Source organism: Halorubrum tibetense, assembly GCF_055396225.1.
Genome location: NZ_AP043742.1, coordinates 2,731,212 through 2,746,399, shown reverse-complemented (window position 1 = coordinate 2,746,399; position 15,188 = coordinate 2,731,212). Strand labels below are relative to the sequence as shown.

Sequence of the window (15,188 nt, the reverse complement as noted above, 5' to 3'; positions counted from 1 at the left end):
CACGGGAAGCCTCGGGGCTTGACCCCGAGGCGGTTCACTGATTCAGTACGTTACTATTGTATAGTAACGAGAGAGTCCGGGCCTTACCGCTCGTTTACCCGGTTGTCCGTCTGAGAGAATGCCTCGGTCGCCATGTCGGCGCGCTCGGCCGCCTCAATATGCTGGTAGGCCTCGCGGACCTGTTCCTCACTGTTGTCGAGATACCGTGCGGCCGCGGCGTAGCCGAACTGTCGAACAAGTACCTCCCCGACGCCCCGGCGCCCGCCGTGCAGTTCGAGATAGTCCCCGTCGAGTGAGAGGTCCAGTTCGTCGCGACGCTCAGCGAGCGCTTCGTGGGTCCAGAGCCGTTCCATGATCGACCGGGCGCCGTCGGTAGTCAGCGGCTTCGGCGCGTCGAGGTCGTGCTCGGCGGCGACGATCAGGTCGGGGGCCCCAGCGCGAACGCGCTCGATTGCGTCGTCGTTGAGGCCGTCGGCCGCGAGCTCCTCAGTGACATGGGAAGCGAGTGACGGCCGGTGCAGCGTCGTGAACACCGGCCACGAGTCCGGCACGTCCAGCACCTCGGCGTACCGGCGCAGGGGACCGATGACGGGCTCGGGGAGCGACGCCTCCTTCCACTCGCGACTCTTCCGGAACACGGTGACGCTGCTGTCCGCGAACGACACGTCACGCCATCGGATCCCGTTGCGGCCCTCCCGGTCCTCCTTGGGTGCCGAAAGGAACTCCGACCCGCGCAGGCCCGTATACGCAACGACATAGACGAGCGCCTGTTCGCGACACCGCTGGTACACCTCGAACCGGGCGCGCTGTTTGGCCTGCCACGTCTCGCTCTCCGGGTCGTCCCGGTCGGTATGGGAGACCTCGATCGCGCCGAGCGCGTCGAACGCTTCGGAGACGCGCCGGTCGACGAACTGCGTGATCAGGTCGCGGTGGATCGGCTCCCACGCCTGCTGGTCTCCTGGACGTCGGCCGTCGTTCTCGGGGAGTGGATCCTCGGCGTCCGACTCCCGGGCATAGTGCCGCGGGATGTACCCCTGCGCGTGCGCCCACCCGCACCACGACGCGACGTGCGCGTAGTAGGTGAGCACCGTCCCGGCGGCGTACCCGGCGGTTGAGAGATACCGCGCGTAGTCCGAGAACACCGTCGTGTCGAGGTCCGCGAACCGGATGGTGTCGCCGTCGACGACGCCCAACCACGACTCTGGCGGGGAGGCGTTCGCCGAGTCGGCGGTCCGTCCGAGACACCAGCGGCGGAATCGTTGGAGCTCGCGTTCGGCGTCGGCGCGGTACGCGCCCTGCTCGCCGGCGTCGCCTTTGCCCTTGTCAGTGAGGTACTTCGTGAACGTGTCGTCGATCGCGGTCTCGACGGAGCGGCGGCCCGTCATTGGACCTCCGGGGTGTGGGGGTTGTGCCGCCGGAACGCCGCTCCAGCAGCGGCGATCGGGCTGGAGCGACTGTGTAGGGAAGCGTCGGCCATAGTTCTGGATCTGCCTCGTTTGGGGCCACGGGTGGGGGTCACTAGGAGTTTACTCCGTCTTACCGAGATAAGACAGAGTAAGTAATTTCGTCCGAAATGTGATTCTGTGAGTGCTTATCGAGTGATATCGGCGGTCAGAGCCTATCTGACCGGTGTGGGCATACTGTTATATTGTATATCGATATATAGATTTCGCGCCCTGTAGATCCCCACAGTTTCGGAAGATAGGCCAGTTTTGGATCGAATCGCCATCAATTCGTGGTGCTTCTCACCGATCAGGCATCGGTTTTGAATCCCTACTCTCGAACTGCCGGACGGCGTACGAAATTGCGTGGATTTTGGCGCTGCTGAATACGGTTGTCACTCTTGATCGGCGGACCCAGCGAGGGCTCAGCGAGTTAGTCGTGTGGAATCAATGCTGAGGCAACGAGCTCAACACACTCACCCGCAGTAATCACAGGTGCGTAGTCCATCTCGCCGTCGGTGTCCGCTTTCAGCAGGAAGTCGGTGAGCCGCCAGATATTGTACAAGAGTACGGCAAACACGAAGTAGAACAAGCGAACGCGGTAGTCTTTCGAGGAGGTCTTGGCGAGAAAGTCGCCCTTGATCGATTTGTACTCGCTCTCGATTTGCCACCGGCGACTATACCGTTTACAGAACGCCTCGGCCTTATCGGGTCCCACTCGGAGATTCGTCGCGAAGACGGCTGTCCCCTCCCCACTCGTCGACGGCACGTACAAGAGCCGCATTGGATGTGATCCAGATTCAACATGGACAGAAGCCGACTCAACAGCCACCTCTTGGTCGTCTTCCTCCATTTGTTCAAGTACATCCCGTTCGGAGCTGGAGACTCGCTTGGGTATGAGGTAGTTCACATCGAGGTTTGAGAGTGTCTGTAACACTTGTATCGAATCGAACTCTCGATCACACAGCACTGTCTCGATTGGAACATGCTCTTTCGCTCGTCGAACGAGCCGTCGCACAGTCCGATGGATCTGATTTGACGGGTTCTCATCCCACTCAGAGCTCTCTCGAACTGGTTCCACGGCGAGAACGAGCGGGATATTCTGTCCGATGATCGAGAGCGTTGCGAATTTGAAGGCTCGACTGTCTCTATCTTTGGTCCCGCTGACCATCGGCATCTCCTCGGTATCCCCGTAGTAGGGAATGGCGGTGATATCGATCGCGGCAGTGACTGGCCGGCGGAACGATGCTTCTGAGGCGATCACGGAGAGCAAGCGGTCCGTTGTCTCATTGAAGCCGTTTATGAACTCGTCAGGTTCGAACTGCTTGACGGTGCGGAGGTGGGTGTCGCCATGCGGTCCGTACTCTTCGCCACGACGATATTGGAAGCGAGTCGCCCCCTGTGCGGTTCCGCACCGAACCATCCCCATGAACGTCTGTAGCTCGAAAAATTGTGTGTCCTCGTACGAGGCGTTCGACGCCCGACCAGAGTCGAAGTGTCCATAGGCGTGATCACGCGCGAGGCGCGTTGTCTGGACAATCTCGTCCTGTGAGAAGGATTTGTCTTCTACTGGGTTTGCGTCTTCTTGCGTGTCGTCGACGATCTCTGCCTTAGGCCGCACCTCCGGCGCTGAGATGTCGCGATCGTGGACTTCTTTGACAACGAAGTGGGCGGCAGCGCGGGCGTATTCGTGGGCTGTGTCGTCGAATCGGTTTTTCCACGCTCGCGAGAACGCTGATTCGTCGGGCACTCGACTGAAGCCGAGGATAGTCGCTACTTCCGGTTGTCGGGTGAGTCGTCGGGTAAAGTTGGCGTATGAATCACCCGTTATTTCCATGAACACGAACGAGAGCACCATCGCGCGAAACGAGAGTGGCGCAGGATGCCATGCTGGATACCCGTCTTCGATCGCGTCTATCGTGTGATCGAAATCATCGAATACGGTGACAAGATCGGTTTCTTTGAGTCTGTCCCGGATGGTGATCCCGAGCTGGTACGCTTCGCACAGAGACTGCATACGGGGGTCATCTTTGGAAGGAGGACTGCCGGAACCACTCATTTAGAAAATGGTGAGGTCGATAGCAAAGTTACCATACCGACATGACTACAAACATACTCTCTCATCGTCGAATGAATTGTAAGCGTGTGGCGGATGGGTGGTTAAGTATCAGTCATCAGCCGTGGAGCTTGAGGATCCATCTTCGGTCGTAGTCGTCTCGTCTAGTCGCCCGGTCGTGTATCCCCGCCAGTCGTACCGGTCTTGGAGATACAACGCGACCTTCACCAAGGCGAGCAGCACCGGTACCTCGATAAGCGGGCCGATGACGGTCGCGAACGCGACGCCGGAACTGACGCCGAAGACCGCGACGGCGACGGCGATCGCGAGCTCGAAGTTGTTCGACGCCGCGGTAAAGCCGATCGCGGTCGTCGTCGAGTAGTCGGCACCGATCCCGCGACCCATCCCGAAGCTCACGAGGAACATCACGACGAAGTAGATCGTGAGGGGGACCGCGAGCCACACCACGTCGAACGGCTGCGCGAGGATGTTGTCACCCTGCGTGGCGAACATCACGATGACGGTGAACAGCAGTGCGATCAGCGTGAGCGGGCTGATTTTCGGGACGAACTGCTCTTCGTACCACTCCTCGCCCTTCGAGCGGACGCCACCCAATCGGGTCACGATTCCTCCGGCGAACGGAATGCCTAGGAAGATCGCGATCGCCCAGAACACCTGTTGGACGGTGATGTCGAACGCGCCGATCCCGGCGACCATCGCGTCGAGACCGAGAATCGGCGGCAGAAACAGCGCGAAAAACCAGATGTACACGCCGTAGGTGACGATCTGAAAGACGCTGTTGAACGCGACCAAGCCCGCGGCGTACTCGCTGGAGCCGTCCGCGAGGTCGTTCCAGACCAGCACCATCGCGATACAGCGGGCCATTCCGATGAAGATCAGCCCGAGGAAGTACTCGGGACGGGCGGGAAAGACGGGAACGATGCCACTAAAGAAGATCACCGCGAGTGCGAACATCAGCGTCGGCCCGATGAGCCAGTTCTGTATCAGGCTCAGGGAGAGGATACGCCACTGGGAGAACACCCGCGGCAACTGGCGGTAGTTCACCTTGGCGAGCGGCGGGTACATCATCGCGATGAGCCCGATCTCGACGAGGTAGTAGTCTTGGATCGGATCGACGACGCTCGGGGCGACGTACCCGAGTCCGACGCCGACGGCCATCGCCCCGAAGATCCAGACGGTCAGGTACTTGTCGAGGAAGTCCATCGAGCGCGGGTCGCCACAGGCGTCGCAACCGCAGTCGGGCCCGTGCTCGTGTGGCGTCTCGCTCACGACGCCGTCACCTCCGCGGCATCGAAGGGATTGGATGGCGATCGATACTGGAGCGTCGGAAGCGTGTTAGTGTACATTACGTGGATGGCGATGTCGCCGGAAGTGGCTACTCCTCGGCCGCGATCACGTCGAGTTGTACGTCCGCACCGCCGGGGAGCGAGCAGACGCCGACGACGGTTCGCGGAGGCAGTTCGACGTCGTCGAAGCGCGACTCGTAGACGTGATCGACCGCTTCCGCGGCGCTCGGGTCCGTGAGCTGGATCTCGAGTTTCATCACGTCGTTGAGCGTCAGGTTTCGGTTGTCGGCGAGAGCCGATTCGAGTCTGTCAAGTGCGGTCGTGAATTGCTCTTCGATTGAGTGACCGCTCAATAATTCTCCCTCGACTTCGGGGAGAATACCCTCAAAAAAGCGCAAATCTGACGAGCCGGTACGCTTCCCGAACGCTCCAATGTTCCCGGTTCCGTCGCGCTGACGCTTGCTTTCTGTGCTTAGAGACGCCTCGTAGGACATCTCGTCGGTACGATGCTGATCTGGCTCTGAGCCGGTCGTCTGTTGACTCATAATAGATGAACAGTTGCTCATATATTAAAACCTTTTGAAGCACTCCGCATCCATCCGGAGTCTGCGTACTGTGGGTTACACGACGAATCCGCTCCAGTTCGATCGAGTCGGCGAGAACAGCAGTTACACCGCCGAAAAGAGTGACCGCGTAGCCACAGGTTTGGTATCCACGGGTTCGAAGAGGTAGCGACTACGTCGAGTACGTTTCGGTGACAGACACCTCATCGACCGGGAGTAACCGCATCGCGTCGCCGACGAACGTCCGAAGTCTGCGGTCGCGGTCTCGGGACGGCTCGGCCGCAGTGACGGAGACGGTAAGGCGACCGTCAGTCAACGCCGTTTCGGCGTCGAGACCGTGGAGTGCGCATAATCCTTCGACGCGGTCGTCGCCGGTCGCTCGTTCGCCGACGGACACCTCGTACTCCAACGTGACACCGGCTAGCGGATGGTTGTAATCGAGCTGAGCGGTCTCGTCATCGACGGACTCGATCGTATACCGTCGGCCGGCGACAGAAACGGTTCGCCCGGCTTCCTGCTGGTTCGGCGGTAGGAGTGAAGCGGGAACCGCCTCACGCTTACGTGGGTCGCGATCGCCGAACGCGTCGTCTGGGTTTACCGTGACGGTCGTCGACTCACCAGCTCCGACCGCTCGTATCGCCTCCTCAACTGGCTCGAACACGTGCCCTTCTCCGAGCACGATGACGATCGGGCCGTCAGCTTCAATCCCGTCCATACTAGCGTCCGCCGAAACCGTGGGATCTGTCGTGTCCACGATGTGGCCACTCTCCGTAGCGCGGGTCGTGTACGCGATCCGCACGAAGTCGCCGTCCGCGAGCGTGGCAGGGTGATCAGCTGTCGTCATTCTGGAGCCACGTTTTCGGGGTGGAAGCTCATACGGTCTTTCTGGTCGCTCTCGCCGAGGCGACGCACCCGGCCGGTGGCGTACTTGTATCCGGGATTCGGGTTCGCTGGGTCGAGATACCCAGGAACGATGTCGTTCGCGACCTGTCCCGGATACAGCCAGTAAGTGAACGCGAGCCCCTCCGGGACCGTCTGGCCCTGTACTGCGTCCTCGTCGTCGACAACGTACGCGACCGCGGTGAAACTCCCCTGCTCGTTTTCGCTGTACTGGTTGTACACGTCGTCGTTGATAACTTCGACGAGGTCGCCCGCTTCGATGTCACGCTCCGCGGCGTCGTTCGGATGAAGCTGGAGTACGTTTTGTTCGTACCGTTTGGAGATGTACTCCAGCCGCTGGTGAGTGTACATGTTCTGCCAGAGACGGTTGAGCCGACCGTTCGTCACCCACAGCTCGCCGGCCTCGCAGTCGGGCGTCAGCTGCTCGTACACGTCCGCGACTCGGTCCCAGTCGACGCGCATGAAGATCGCCTTCCCGCTATCGGTGAAGAACCGCCCGTCGCCCGGCATCTCCTCGCCGTCGGGCGTGTGAAGTCGCGGCGTCCCCTCGATCTCGCCGTCTTCCAGCCGGGCGGGAAGCCGAACGCCGTCGGCGTCGAGATCGCGCATCACTTCTGTCGGCGTCGTCCCGTCCTGTTGTGCCTTCTCATCGAGCGCCTCGATGTGATACGGGTACGAGTCGCCGTGCTCGGCGGCGAGGTGATCGAACAGGTCGTCGCTGCTCTCCCAGTCCATGTCGTTGGCACCGAGCCGCCGACCGATGTCGGCAAAGATCTCCCAGTCCGGTCTCGCGTTCGGCGGTCCCTGCATGAACGACGCGTAGTGGCGGAACCGCCGCTCGCCATTCCATCGGTGGTGGTTGCTGTCCTCGCCGGCTTCGACCGCCTTCGCCGGCAGCACGATGTCGGCGTACTCCGTCGTCGAGTTCGGGTAGATCTCTTGGTGAGTCACCACCATGCCACCGTCGTCGATGCGCTCGCGGAACGCCGCCATGATATCGCCGACGTCAGCGGTCTGCGGCTGTGAACCACTCGTTCGCTCGCGGACCCGATTCCGAAGCGACTGCGTGTCGTGTTCGTGCCGGAGCGGGTCGTTGCCGATCACGTGCCAGTGGTCGATCTCGCCGTTGCGAACACGTTCGATCGTGTTCGGCGGGATCGGTACGTCTTCAACGTGTTCGCCCGTGAAGCTCTGCGTCGAGTGCTCCGCGATAACCTCACCGCCCGGTCCACCTTCCCACCAGCCCTCCTGATGACCGCCGAGCCGCGTGATCCCGGTTCCTTCGTGGCCGACGCTGCCGGTCAACAGCGCAAGATTCGCCATCGCCGCGGTGTTCTCGTGGGACCATCCCCAGATGAGGCCCTTCTCGTAAGTGAACAGCGTCTGTGTCTGGTCGCTATCGGGCTGGGCGATCCGCTCTGCGGCGTCGCGGATGTCCGTGGCGTCAATACCAGTGATCTCCGCAGCATTCTCAGGGGCATATCGATCGTCGGACTGGAGGAGGTCGATGTACTCGTCGGGCGTCATCCCGAACTCCTCCTGATACCATCCCTCCTCGTCGATCGCGTCGCGATCGTCCATCACCCACTCGTCGACGAAGGCCTGATCGTGCCAGCCCTGATCGACGATGTGGCGCGCAATGGCGTTCAACAGGACCGGATCGGTCGCCTCGTTGATCTGGAGGAACAGCCCGTCGTTGTTTTCGGCGTAGTTCGCAGTGAACGTCCGACGGGGGTTGATCTGGATTATGTCCGCGCTTCCGGCGTCGACGTACTCGTGGAAGTAGACGTCTTGATTTTCGTACGGGTCTCCCCCCGCGATCACCATCGTCTCTGCCTTAGCGGCGTCTTCATACGATGTGGACCAGTCGTACAGCCCGGAGTGTTCCACACCGGGGCTCTCGGGGGTGTACGCCGGTCGGTTGTGGAATCCGAAGTTCGGCGAGCCGATCACGTCGAAGATCAGCTTTGACCCCGCGAAGGTGTTCTCGACGAACTGGTAGGCGTACATCTTCATCCCGTAACCGTTCGGCTCGTCGCGGGTCGCGTACTCCGTAACCCGCGCAACGACCTCCAAGGCCGTGTCCCAGTCGACGGGGGTCAGCGAACCACCGATCCGGATCTGCGGCTGTTTCAGCCGGTCGTCGTAGTCCTCATTGTGCTTGCTGTACAACGACTGCGCCTGCGTCCCGCCCCGGACCGAGTGCGATCCGTTGTTGACCTCGGCGTCCGGATTCGGCCGGAATATCACGTGGTACTCTTGTCCGTTCTCCTCGATGATCTGGTGCATGTTCGGCGAGGGCCAGTCGCCGTACCCGGCGGGATAGTCGACGTCGAGCGCGTTGTCCGCGGCGTCGGGGCCACCCTCCTCGCCGACGGGCCACTTGAACACCTCGTAGCTGCAGCCGACGATACAGTACCGACATGAGCGAGAGGATCGTTCGGCGTCGGCCGGCGGAATGGGAACCTCATTCGTGTTCGGGTTGTCCGCCATCCTCACTCACCCTCCTCCTCGACTGGCTCCCCGTCTGCCAAGTTGTTTCGGCGGCCGTGTACCAAGCCAGCCATTCCCGTCGCGAACACGTCACCGTCTTCTACATCAAGTCGTACCTGCGGAAGATCAGTCGTTGCCGGTCCCATGATCACGAGTCCTCCCTTCGCGAGGTCAAACGTCGTGTAATGGCACGGACACGGACCCGCGACGCCCCGGTCGGATTCGACGTTCCCCGACACGGCACACCCCATGTGCGTACACAGGTTGCTGAACGCAACGATGCCGTCGCCCGGACCGACGCCCCCGTTCGCCGCCTCCGATAAACGGGTCAAGAACGTGCCTGAACCGTCGAGCGGGTATTCAAACTCGACAGTGTCGCCGACGGACAGTTCGTCCACTGACGCAACGCGAATCCGCGGATAGCGCTCGATTCGACCGACGCGTTCGCTTGGTGATTCCGCTGGCCCGCTATTCTCTGCGGTTGGCGCTTGAAATCCGCACCCCGCGACTGACGTCGCTCCTGCCGTCCCGACGGCTCCGAGCAACCGTCGACGAGTGATAGAATCATCATCATTCTTCATGCTGTACCACCGATTTAGAACATGAACACTTGTATTTTTCTCTTATTGAGCCCGATATCTCTCCCAGCATATAATATATAACATAATAAAGCACAGACACTACACCATGTCCAAGCAATCGCTATGGATCCGCTGTCACCGTCTGATTATGATTTGAGCAGTTATTCAATGGTTGCAGTACTCAACCACTGTTGTGTGAGTTCACCGTGTTGTGCGCGAAAACTAGAGTATGTTTTGAGTAGGCGCTCAACACTCAATTCCGGTGTTAACCGGACGCTCAGCACACAGCTTGACTGAACAACACCTGACCGTGTGCTGAACGACACCTCACAGCAGGTGATAGAGGCCGGCCGCGAGAAGCGCCCCGAGGATCGGACCCACGATAGGCACCCAAGAATACGCCCAGTCGGACGATCCCTTGTGTGGAAACGGGAGCACCGCGTGTGCGATGCGCGGTCCAAGATCACGTGCGGGATTGATAGCGTAGCCGGTGGGGCCACCCAACGACAACCCGATACCGAGTACGACCAGCGCGATCGGGAGCGCCGACAGCGCCCCGAGACCGAATCCGACTTCTTGCCCGTCGATTGTGATCGACTGGAGTATCTCACCTGACGCGGCGTCGAAGAATCCCGCAGAGTTCAGATATAGCACCCCGAAAACCAGTACAAACGTCCCGATGATTTCGGTCAACAGGTTGGACGAATAGTTTCGGATCTCCGGAGCGGTCGAAAAGATTGCAAGCTTCGCGTCTTCGTCTTCCGTCGCGGCGAAGTGGTCTTTGTACGCCAGCCATACCACTACGCCTCCCAAGAATCCACCGACAGTCTGTGCGACAATGTAGGGTGGGACCTGCGCCCAATCGAACAATCCGGCAGCAGCGAGACCGATCGTCACGGCAGGATTGATGTGACCACCGCTGACTTGACTGATGGTGAATACGCCCATGAACACCCCAATCGCCCATCCCCACGTGATGACGATCCAGCCACCACCGTTTCCTTTCGTCTCGTCGAGAACGACGTTGGCAACCACGCCTCCCCCGAATATAATGAGGATCGCTGTTCCGATGACCTCTGCGATGTACGGATGCATTTCTATCCAATAGATTTATAAATGTTCATCTATTAAAATGGATTGGATCCCTCTGTCTCGACATACATATTTAACCGGAAACAAAGTGGAGCGGCTGCTTAAGCCGGAGCCGATCAAAGTCGTATTGGCATACCAGAGTCGGTATGTGTAGCTGATCGTGTATATGTCGACTTCAGCTACTCAGATACGGGAAACACCGCGAGGTCGCTCATTACGGAAGTCGACGTTATACGGTGGCCTCGCTCGCTTCGTCACTATTCTGCTCGACATTTATCGTTTCATTGCAGTCGAGCCCGACGTAGACTTCGTAGCTGTCCCACATCATGCACGTGCGCCACCGGCTCCTGCATTTCAATTGTTTTCAAGCGATCACCACGATCGGTCTCATGTCTGCCGACGCGTCCGGCCGGCAGACAGGGTTTCGGCGTGGCTCGACGTACCGACCGGACATGTTATCGGTCCGATTGTCTTCCCTATCGCGTGCGGTCAAGAGCGTTGACGAGGGCCTCCGCACGCTCTGTCGGCGAGTAGCTCCGCGACCTCCCGTCCTTTTCTTTTTCGACGAGTCCCGCGTCACAAAGGAGTGTCAGCGCGTGGCTGACGGCACTATCACTTATCGACACGTACGGCGTGATCGCGTCGAATCGGACCGGCCCGTCAGCCTCGACGAGGAGCCGGACGAGTCGGTAGCGCGTCTCGTATCCGAACGCCGACAGCGCCTTCACGTCGGCGGCGGTCGTCGCGTCGTCGATCAGGGCATCCAAGTCTGTTCCGCCGAGCGGGTCAGAGGAAGCGTCGGCCATAAACGACCAGTTCCGCCGCGACCGGATTAACTGTTCTGTCGGCTTGCCGCATAGCCGGAGGAGAAACGAAACAGGATCTGTTACGGAACCGAACTGACGACCGCGGTCACTCCTCGGCCGCGATCACGTCGAGTTGGACGTTCGCACCGCCGGGCAACGAACAAACGCCGACGACGGTCCGCGGCGGGAACGCGACGTCGTCGAACCGCGACTCGTACGCCCGGTCGACGGCCCCCGCCCTGTCCGTATCCGCGAGCTGAATCTCGACTTTCATCACGCTGTCGAGAGACGTGTTGCGGTTTTCGAGCATCAGTTCGAGCCGGTCGAGGCACATTTCAATTTGTTTGTCGATCGGCTCCGATCCCTTCACGTCTCCGTTGATCTCCGGGAGGATACCCTGAAAAAAGACGAGATCCGACTCGCCGGTCCGCGTTCCGAACGCGCCGATTGCGTCAGGGCCGTCGCGCTGGCGCTTGCTCTCCTCGCTTAGCGACTCATTGATGGATATCTGATTGCTACGGTCTACCTGATCGTCGGATACGGCCATCTGCTTTGACATACACTTTAGTAATTCTTCAAGCGTTAAAGAGAATTACGATCTCCAAAATGCGCAAAAACGATGATGTACTCGCCATCTATTACTAGCGGAATAAGGTACATACGCTACTATCACTATATTACCCGATGAGACGCTTAAACACGTTACACAGAACCTATCGACACGGGTATCGATTCGGATCCGTAAACAACACCGTCTGGGTGTCGTTTGAGCGCATTACCGCTCCGACTCGAATTGTATTTACGATTGTGCATCTAACCAAATATGTTAAGTCACATCGAAAAATATCGATTTGTATGTCGATACTCAGCCGACTGCTCGGTGGCGAGTCGAGTGACAACGATACCTGCTGTGACCTGCAGATCAAGGAGGTAGACGCCGACGAGACCACGGAGGATGCGTCGAATGAGGGCGGCAATCGCGCGGAAGACTAATTCGCGATGTCGGACAAACCGAACGCAGTGAGTCAAACTGGTACTGAGTCTGCCAGCGGAACGCTTCGACGGATGGAGGGAGAAGCCTGCTGTGACGGACCGTTCCCGGCGACGCGACGCGCCGACGACCCGGTCATGGAGGCGAAGCTGTCATCGTTCAAGGCATTGGCCAACGAGAAGCGGCTCGCAATCGTTCACGCGCTCAGAAAGGGCGAGCTCTGCGCCTGCGAGTTGGAGACCGTCCTCGACGCCCCGCAGTCGACGGTCGCGTCACATCTCCGGACGCTCCGTGACGCGGGAATCGTCCGCACGCGCAAGGAGGGGAAGTGGACGTACTACCGGATCGCGGACACGGCGAGCCTCCAACTGCTCGATCTGGCCGCGGCGTTGGGCGAGAACCGATGATCCCGCCGGGAACCGAGGCGGCGCTGCTCGACTCGTGGGGCTACTTCCTCCATCTCGCGACAATCCTCACGCCGTTGTTCATCGGTGCGTCGTTCCTCGTCGGCCTCGCACAGGAGTACCTCCCGCCCGAGCGCGTCGAGGAGATGCTCCGCTCGCGCGACCACGGGAGCGGGAACGTCCTCGCGGCGGGGCTCGGGGCAGTAACGCCCTTTTGCTCGTGTTCGACCGTGCCCATCTTGGCTGGCCTGCTCAGCGCCGGCGCGCCGACGGGCATGGCCTTCTCGTTCCTGCTCGCCTCGCCGATCGTCAACTGGATCGCCGTGTTCCTTCTCTTCGGCCTGTTCGGGACCGGCGTAACCGTCGCGTACGTGACGACCGCGCTGCTCGCGGCGATCGTCGCGGGCCTGATCATCGGCACGTTCGACCTCGACGGGTACGTGAAGGACGTCCGGATCACGACGGGCGGCCGCGAGATCGCGACCGACGGCGGGGCGTCCGCGACGGACGCCGCCGGCGCGGACGACGCCGCGTCCGGCTGTAGCGAGTGCGGGACGACGGCGACACGTCGGAGTCACAAAGAGCGCGTGACCGCCGCGGGAGAGGGCGCGCTCTCTTTCTTCCGCGACACGCTCCCGTACATCGCCGTCGGGATCGCGATCGGCGCGCTGATCCACGGGGCGGTGCCCGCGGAGTTCCTCCAGCGGATCGCGGGACCGGAGAATCCGCTCGCGACGCCGCTCGCGGCCCTCGCCGGCGCACCGGTGTACGTGAGCATCAGCGGTATGTTACCGATCGCGCACTCGCTCACCGAGGCGGGGATCCCGATCGGCACGGTGATCGCGTTCGTCATCGGCGGTGCCGGAATCAGCATTCCGAACCTCATCCTGTTGAACAAGCTGTTCGAGCGGCGGCTGCTCGCGATCTACGCGACGACGGTCGTGACGATCGGAATCACGGTCGGCGTACTGTTTAACACCGTTTTCGCCGGACTGATCTGAGCCGCCGCGCCGCTTTTTATAGCGAGCGAGAGCCGTCGAGCGCGACGAGGACGGCGTTCGCGCGCGGCGTGGCGCGGTACATTCGCCACTTCCCGTCTTTCCGGCGGGTGACGAGACCGGCGTCGGTGAGCTTCGAGAGGGCGTGGCTGATCGCGCTGTCGCTCACGTCTAACAGCGGCGAGAGCTCACACACACACAGTTCACCCTCGGCCGCGTGTAGCATACGGACGATTTTGTATCGCGTCTCGTTGCCAAGCGCCGACAGCAGTTCGACGTCGCTCTCTACGTCCGATCCGCCGGCGGCCTCGTTTAACGCTTCCAGCTCCGCCATCCGCTCGGACAGGTCTTCGTCGGTACAGGACCCGCACTCGTCGGTGACGTACCGTCGCAGTCGATCGGTCGATGACATACGGAACGGTTGAACTGATGTGAGATTAAGCGTTATGGACTGCCGTCTCGACGTGGGCGGCGACCAGCGAAAACGATATAGTAATCATTCATCTATACACTCGCATGCGAGACAAAGACATTTCGGCGAACACCCGTCGATCGCTGGCGACTCCAACGGTAACCGAGAGCGCCGTCGTACCCGAGTCTGCCTCCCGGCGGTCGGGGTGTTCGGCGTGACAGAGTCCTACAAGCGAGTCAACTACACCGATATCGAGCCCGTTTCGGGCGCGATGCGACCGCTCACCGACTCACTCGATAGCCAGCAGGTCGGCGTGTCGATCGCCCGCTGTGAGCCCGGGTGGCGGAGCAAACCGCACGACCACGCCGCGGACGACCACGAGGAGATATACGTGCTCTTGGAGGGGGAAGCCACGGTCGTTATCGACGACGAGTCCGTCGAACTCGAGACCGGTGACGCCGTCTGGATCTCGCCGACGGCGACGCGTCAGATACGAAACGGCGATGCGGAGAGTGCGTTCGTCCTCGTCAGCGCACCGGCGTCACAGTGTCGAACGGCGACGTGTGCCGACGAACCGGGATCGTGGGCGACGAACGGCTTTATTGGGTGACGCCGGCTGTCGAGTCCGCCGGGCTCCCGATCGCGCGGGCGACGCGGAGACAGCCGATCGACGTGGAGGGGCTTCACCCGATCGAAGGGCTTATAATCGTATGAGAATTTGTTCAATTGAATCGATCGCAAGGGGACACGTCGGCGTCACGTCCCGCTGCGAACGATAGTTCAGACGACCATAGCCGACCAACTCCACACGATGACCGAACTCACCCTGTACGAAGAAGCGATGTGTTGCTCCACCGGCGTCTGCGGTCCCGATCCCGACGACGAACTCGTCGAGGTCAGCGCGGCGCTCGACCAGCTCGAAGACGCGTTCGACGACCTCGAGGTCAGCCGGGCGAACATGCAGCACAACATCGACCAGTTCCTCGAAACGCAGCGGATCTACGACCGCGTTCAGGAGAACGGCCCCTCGATCCTCCCGATCACGGTCGTCGACGACGAGATCGTCGCCGAGGGGGAGTACCTCTCGTACGACGAACTGACCGCCGCTATCGACGGAAACCCCACCCCACAGGAGGCCTAATA

General features: G+C 60.7%; 16 protein-coding genes. 5 read left to right on the top strand and 11 right to left on the bottom strand.

The genetic code is table 11. From position 1 onward, the window contains the following. Nucleotides 1-83 precede the first annotated feature (83 nt). The 10 genes from ACZ5TV_RS13580 to ACZ5TV_RS13535 form a co-directional block, all read right to left on the bottom strand. Entirely contained in the window at nt 84-1,385 is a 1,302-nt protein-coding gene (locus tag ACZ5TV_RS13580; RefSeq protein ID WP_379778950.1) for a site-specific recombinase, read from the bottom strand. A 490-nt stretch (nt 1,386-1,875) separates the two neighbouring features. Beyond that, nucleotides 1,876-3,459, bottom strand: a complete 1,584-nt coding sequence (locus ACZ5TV_RS13575) for a transposase (protein WP_379778977.1) — start codon at nt 3,457-3,459, stop codon at nt 1,876-1,878. A gap of 150 nt (nt 3,460-3,609) precedes the next feature. Then, nucleotides 3,610-4,788, bottom strand: a complete 1,179-nt coding sequence (arsB, locus tag ACZ5TV_RS13570) for an ACR3 family arsenite efflux transporter (protein WP_321168750.1) — start codon at nt 4,786-4,788, stop codon at nt 3,610-3,612. A gap of 106 nt (nt 4,789-4,894) precedes the next feature. Then, a complete protein-coding gene (locus ACZ5TV_RS13565) occupies nt 4,895-5,350 on the bottom strand; it encodes a RidA family protein (protein ID WP_209486834.1) in 456 nt (151 codons plus the stop codon). A 190-nt stretch (nt 5,351-5,540) separates the two neighbouring features. After that, nucleotides 5,541-6,212, bottom strand: coding sequence for an FKBP-type peptidyl-prolyl cis-trans isomerase (locus tag ACZ5TV_RS13560; protein WP_209486833.1), 672 nt, complete (start codon nt 6,210-6,212; stop codon nt 5,541-5,543). Beyond that, nucleotides 6,209-8,761, bottom strand: a complete 2,553-nt coding sequence (locus ACZ5TV_RS13555) for an arsenate reductase (azurin) large subunit (protein WP_209486831.1) — start codon at nt 8,759-8,761, stop codon at nt 6,209-6,211. The genes ACZ5TV_RS13560 and ACZ5TV_RS13555 overlap by 4 nt, the downstream gene beginning before the upstream one ends. Nucleotides 8,762-8,763: 2 nt before the next feature. Beyond that, a complete protein-coding gene (locus tag ACZ5TV_RS13550; RefSeq protein WP_464383911.1) occupies nt 8,764-9,159 on the bottom strand; it encodes an arsenate reductase (azurin) small subunit in 396 nt (131 codons plus the stop codon). 510 nt (nt 9,160-9,669) lie between these two features. Then, nucleotides 9,670-10,437: an MIP/aquaporin family protein gene (locus ACZ5TV_RS13545; protein ID WP_379778959.1), complete on the bottom strand. Its 768-nt coding sequence runs from the start codon at nt 10,435-10,437 to the stop codon at nt 9,670-9,672. A 473-nt stretch (nt 10,438-10,910) separates the two neighbouring features. Continuing rightward, the gene (locus tag ACZ5TV_RS13540) at nt 10,911-11,240 is read right to left on the bottom strand and encodes an ArsR/SmtB family transcription factor (protein WP_379778962.1); all 330 of its coding nucleotides are present in this window, start codon (nt 11,238-11,240) and stop codon (nt 10,911-10,913) included. Nucleotides 11,241-11,346: 106 nt separating this feature from the next. Next, complete coding sequence (locus ACZ5TV_RS13535; RefSeq protein ID WP_379778965.1) at nt 11,347-11,799, bottom strand: RidA family protein; 453 nt, start codon at nt 11,797-11,799, stop codon at nt 11,347-11,349. Between the two features lie 296 nt (nt 11,800-12,095). Here ACZ5TV_RS13535 and ACZ5TV_RS13530 point away from each other — a divergent pair, with 296 nt between their 5' ends. From ACZ5TV_RS13530 to ACZ5TV_RS13520, 3 genes are read left to right on the top strand one after another with little or no spacing between them, the layout of a single operon-like run. Further along, nucleotides 12,096-12,233, top strand: a complete 138-nt coding sequence (locus tag ACZ5TV_RS13530; RefSeq protein WP_379778968.1) for a hypothetical protein — start codon at nt 12,096-12,098, stop codon at nt 12,231-12,233. A 6-nt stretch (nt 12,234-12,239) separates the two neighbouring features. Continuing rightward, nucleotides 12,240-12,638 carry an ArsR/SmtB family transcription factor gene (locus ACZ5TV_RS13525; RefSeq protein WP_379778971.1) on the top strand — a complete coding sequence of 133 codons (399 nt, stop codon included), beginning with the start codon at nt 12,240-12,242 and terminating at the stop codon, nt 12,636-12,638. Further along, the gene (locus tag ACZ5TV_RS13520) at nt 12,635-13,636 is read left to right on the top strand and encodes a permease (protein ID WP_464383910.1); all 1,002 of its coding nucleotides are present in this window, start codon (nt 12,635-12,637) and stop codon (nt 13,634-13,636) included. The genes ACZ5TV_RS13525 and ACZ5TV_RS13520 overlap by 4 nt, the downstream gene beginning before the upstream one ends. 16 nt (nt 13,637-13,652) lie before the next feature. On the opposite strand, the gene ACZ5TV_RS13515 is transcribed toward ACZ5TV_RS13520, so the two are convergent. Then, nucleotides 13,653-14,045: an ArsR/SmtB family transcription factor gene (locus ACZ5TV_RS13515; RefSeq protein ID WP_379778043.1), complete on the bottom strand. Its 393-nt coding sequence runs from the start codon at nt 14,043-14,045 to the stop codon at nt 13,653-13,655. A 271-nt stretch (nt 14,046-14,316) separates the two neighbouring features. Here ACZ5TV_RS13515 and ACZ5TV_RS13510 point away from each other — a divergent pair, with 271 nt between their 5' ends. Then, the gene (locus ACZ5TV_RS13510) at nt 14,317-14,655 is read left to right on the top strand and encodes a cupin domain-containing protein (RefSeq protein WP_379778118.1); all 339 of its coding nucleotides are present in this window, start codon (nt 14,317-14,319) and stop codon (nt 14,653-14,655) included. A gap of 201 nt (nt 14,656-14,856) precedes the next feature. Beyond that, on the top strand, nt 14,857-15,186 hold the full coding sequence (arsD, locus tag ACZ5TV_RS13505; RefSeq protein WP_209486799.1) for an arsenite efflux transporter metallochaperone ArsD: 330 nt from the start codon (nt 14,857-14,859) through the stop codon (nt 15,184-15,186). The last annotated feature ends 2 nt before the right edge of the window (nt 15,187-15,188 follow it).

Coding starts and splice junctions, on each gene's coding strand:
- ACZ5TV_RS13535 (WP_379778965.1), bottom strand. CDS start 11,799: ATGTCAAAGCAGATGGCCGTATCCGACGATCAGGTAGACCGTAGCAAT.
- ACZ5TV_RS13530 (WP_379778968.1), top strand. CDS start 12,096: ATGTCGATACTCAGCCGACTGCTCGGTGGCGAGTCGAGTGACAACGAT.
- ACZ5TV_RS13520 (WP_464383910.1), top strand. CDS start 12,635: ATGATCCCGCCGGGAACCGAGGCGGCGCTGCTCGACTCGTGGGGCTAC.
- ACZ5TV_RS13580 (WP_379778950.1), bottom strand. CDS start 1,385: ATGACGGGCCGCCGCTCCGTCGAGACCGCGATCGACGACACGTTCACG.
- ACZ5TV_RS13555 (WP_209486831.1), bottom strand. CDS start 8,761: ATGGCGGACAACCCGAACACGAATGAGGTTCCCATTCCGCCGGCCGAC.
- ACZ5TV_RS13540 (WP_379778962.1), bottom strand. CDS start 11,240: ATGGCCGACGCTTCCTCTGACCCGCTCGGCGGAACAGACTTGGATGCC.
- ACZ5TV_RS13510 (WP_379778118.1), top strand. CDS start 14,317: ATGCGACCGCTCACCGACTCACTCGATAGCCAGCAGGTCGGCGTGTCG.
- ACZ5TV_RS13515 (WP_379778043.1), bottom strand. CDS start 14,045: ATGTCATCGACCGATCGACTGCGACGGTACGTCACCGACGAGTGCGGG.
- ACZ5TV_RS13525 (WP_379778971.1), top strand. CDS start 12,240: ATGTCGGACAAACCGAACGCAGTGAGTCAAACTGGTACTGAGTCTGCC.
- ACZ5TV_RS13575 (WP_379778977.1), bottom strand. CDS start 3,459: ATGCAGTCTCTGTGCGAAGCGTACCAGCTCGGGATCACCATCCGGGAC.
- ACZ5TV_RS13565 (WP_209486834.1), bottom strand. CDS start 5,350: ATGAGTCAACAGACGACCGGCTCAGAGCCAGATCAGCATCGTACCGAC.
- ACZ5TV_RS13545 (WP_379778959.1), bottom strand. CDS start 10,437: ATGCATCCGTACATCGCAGAGGTCATCGGAACAGCGATCCTCATTATA.
- ACZ5TV_RS13560 (WP_209486833.1), bottom strand. CDS start 6,212: ATGACGACAGCTGATCACCCTGCCACGCTCGCGGACGGCGACTTCGTG.
- arsD (WP_209486799.1), top strand. CDS start 14,857: ATGACCGAACTCACCCTGTACGAAGAAGCGATGTGTTGCTCCACCGGC.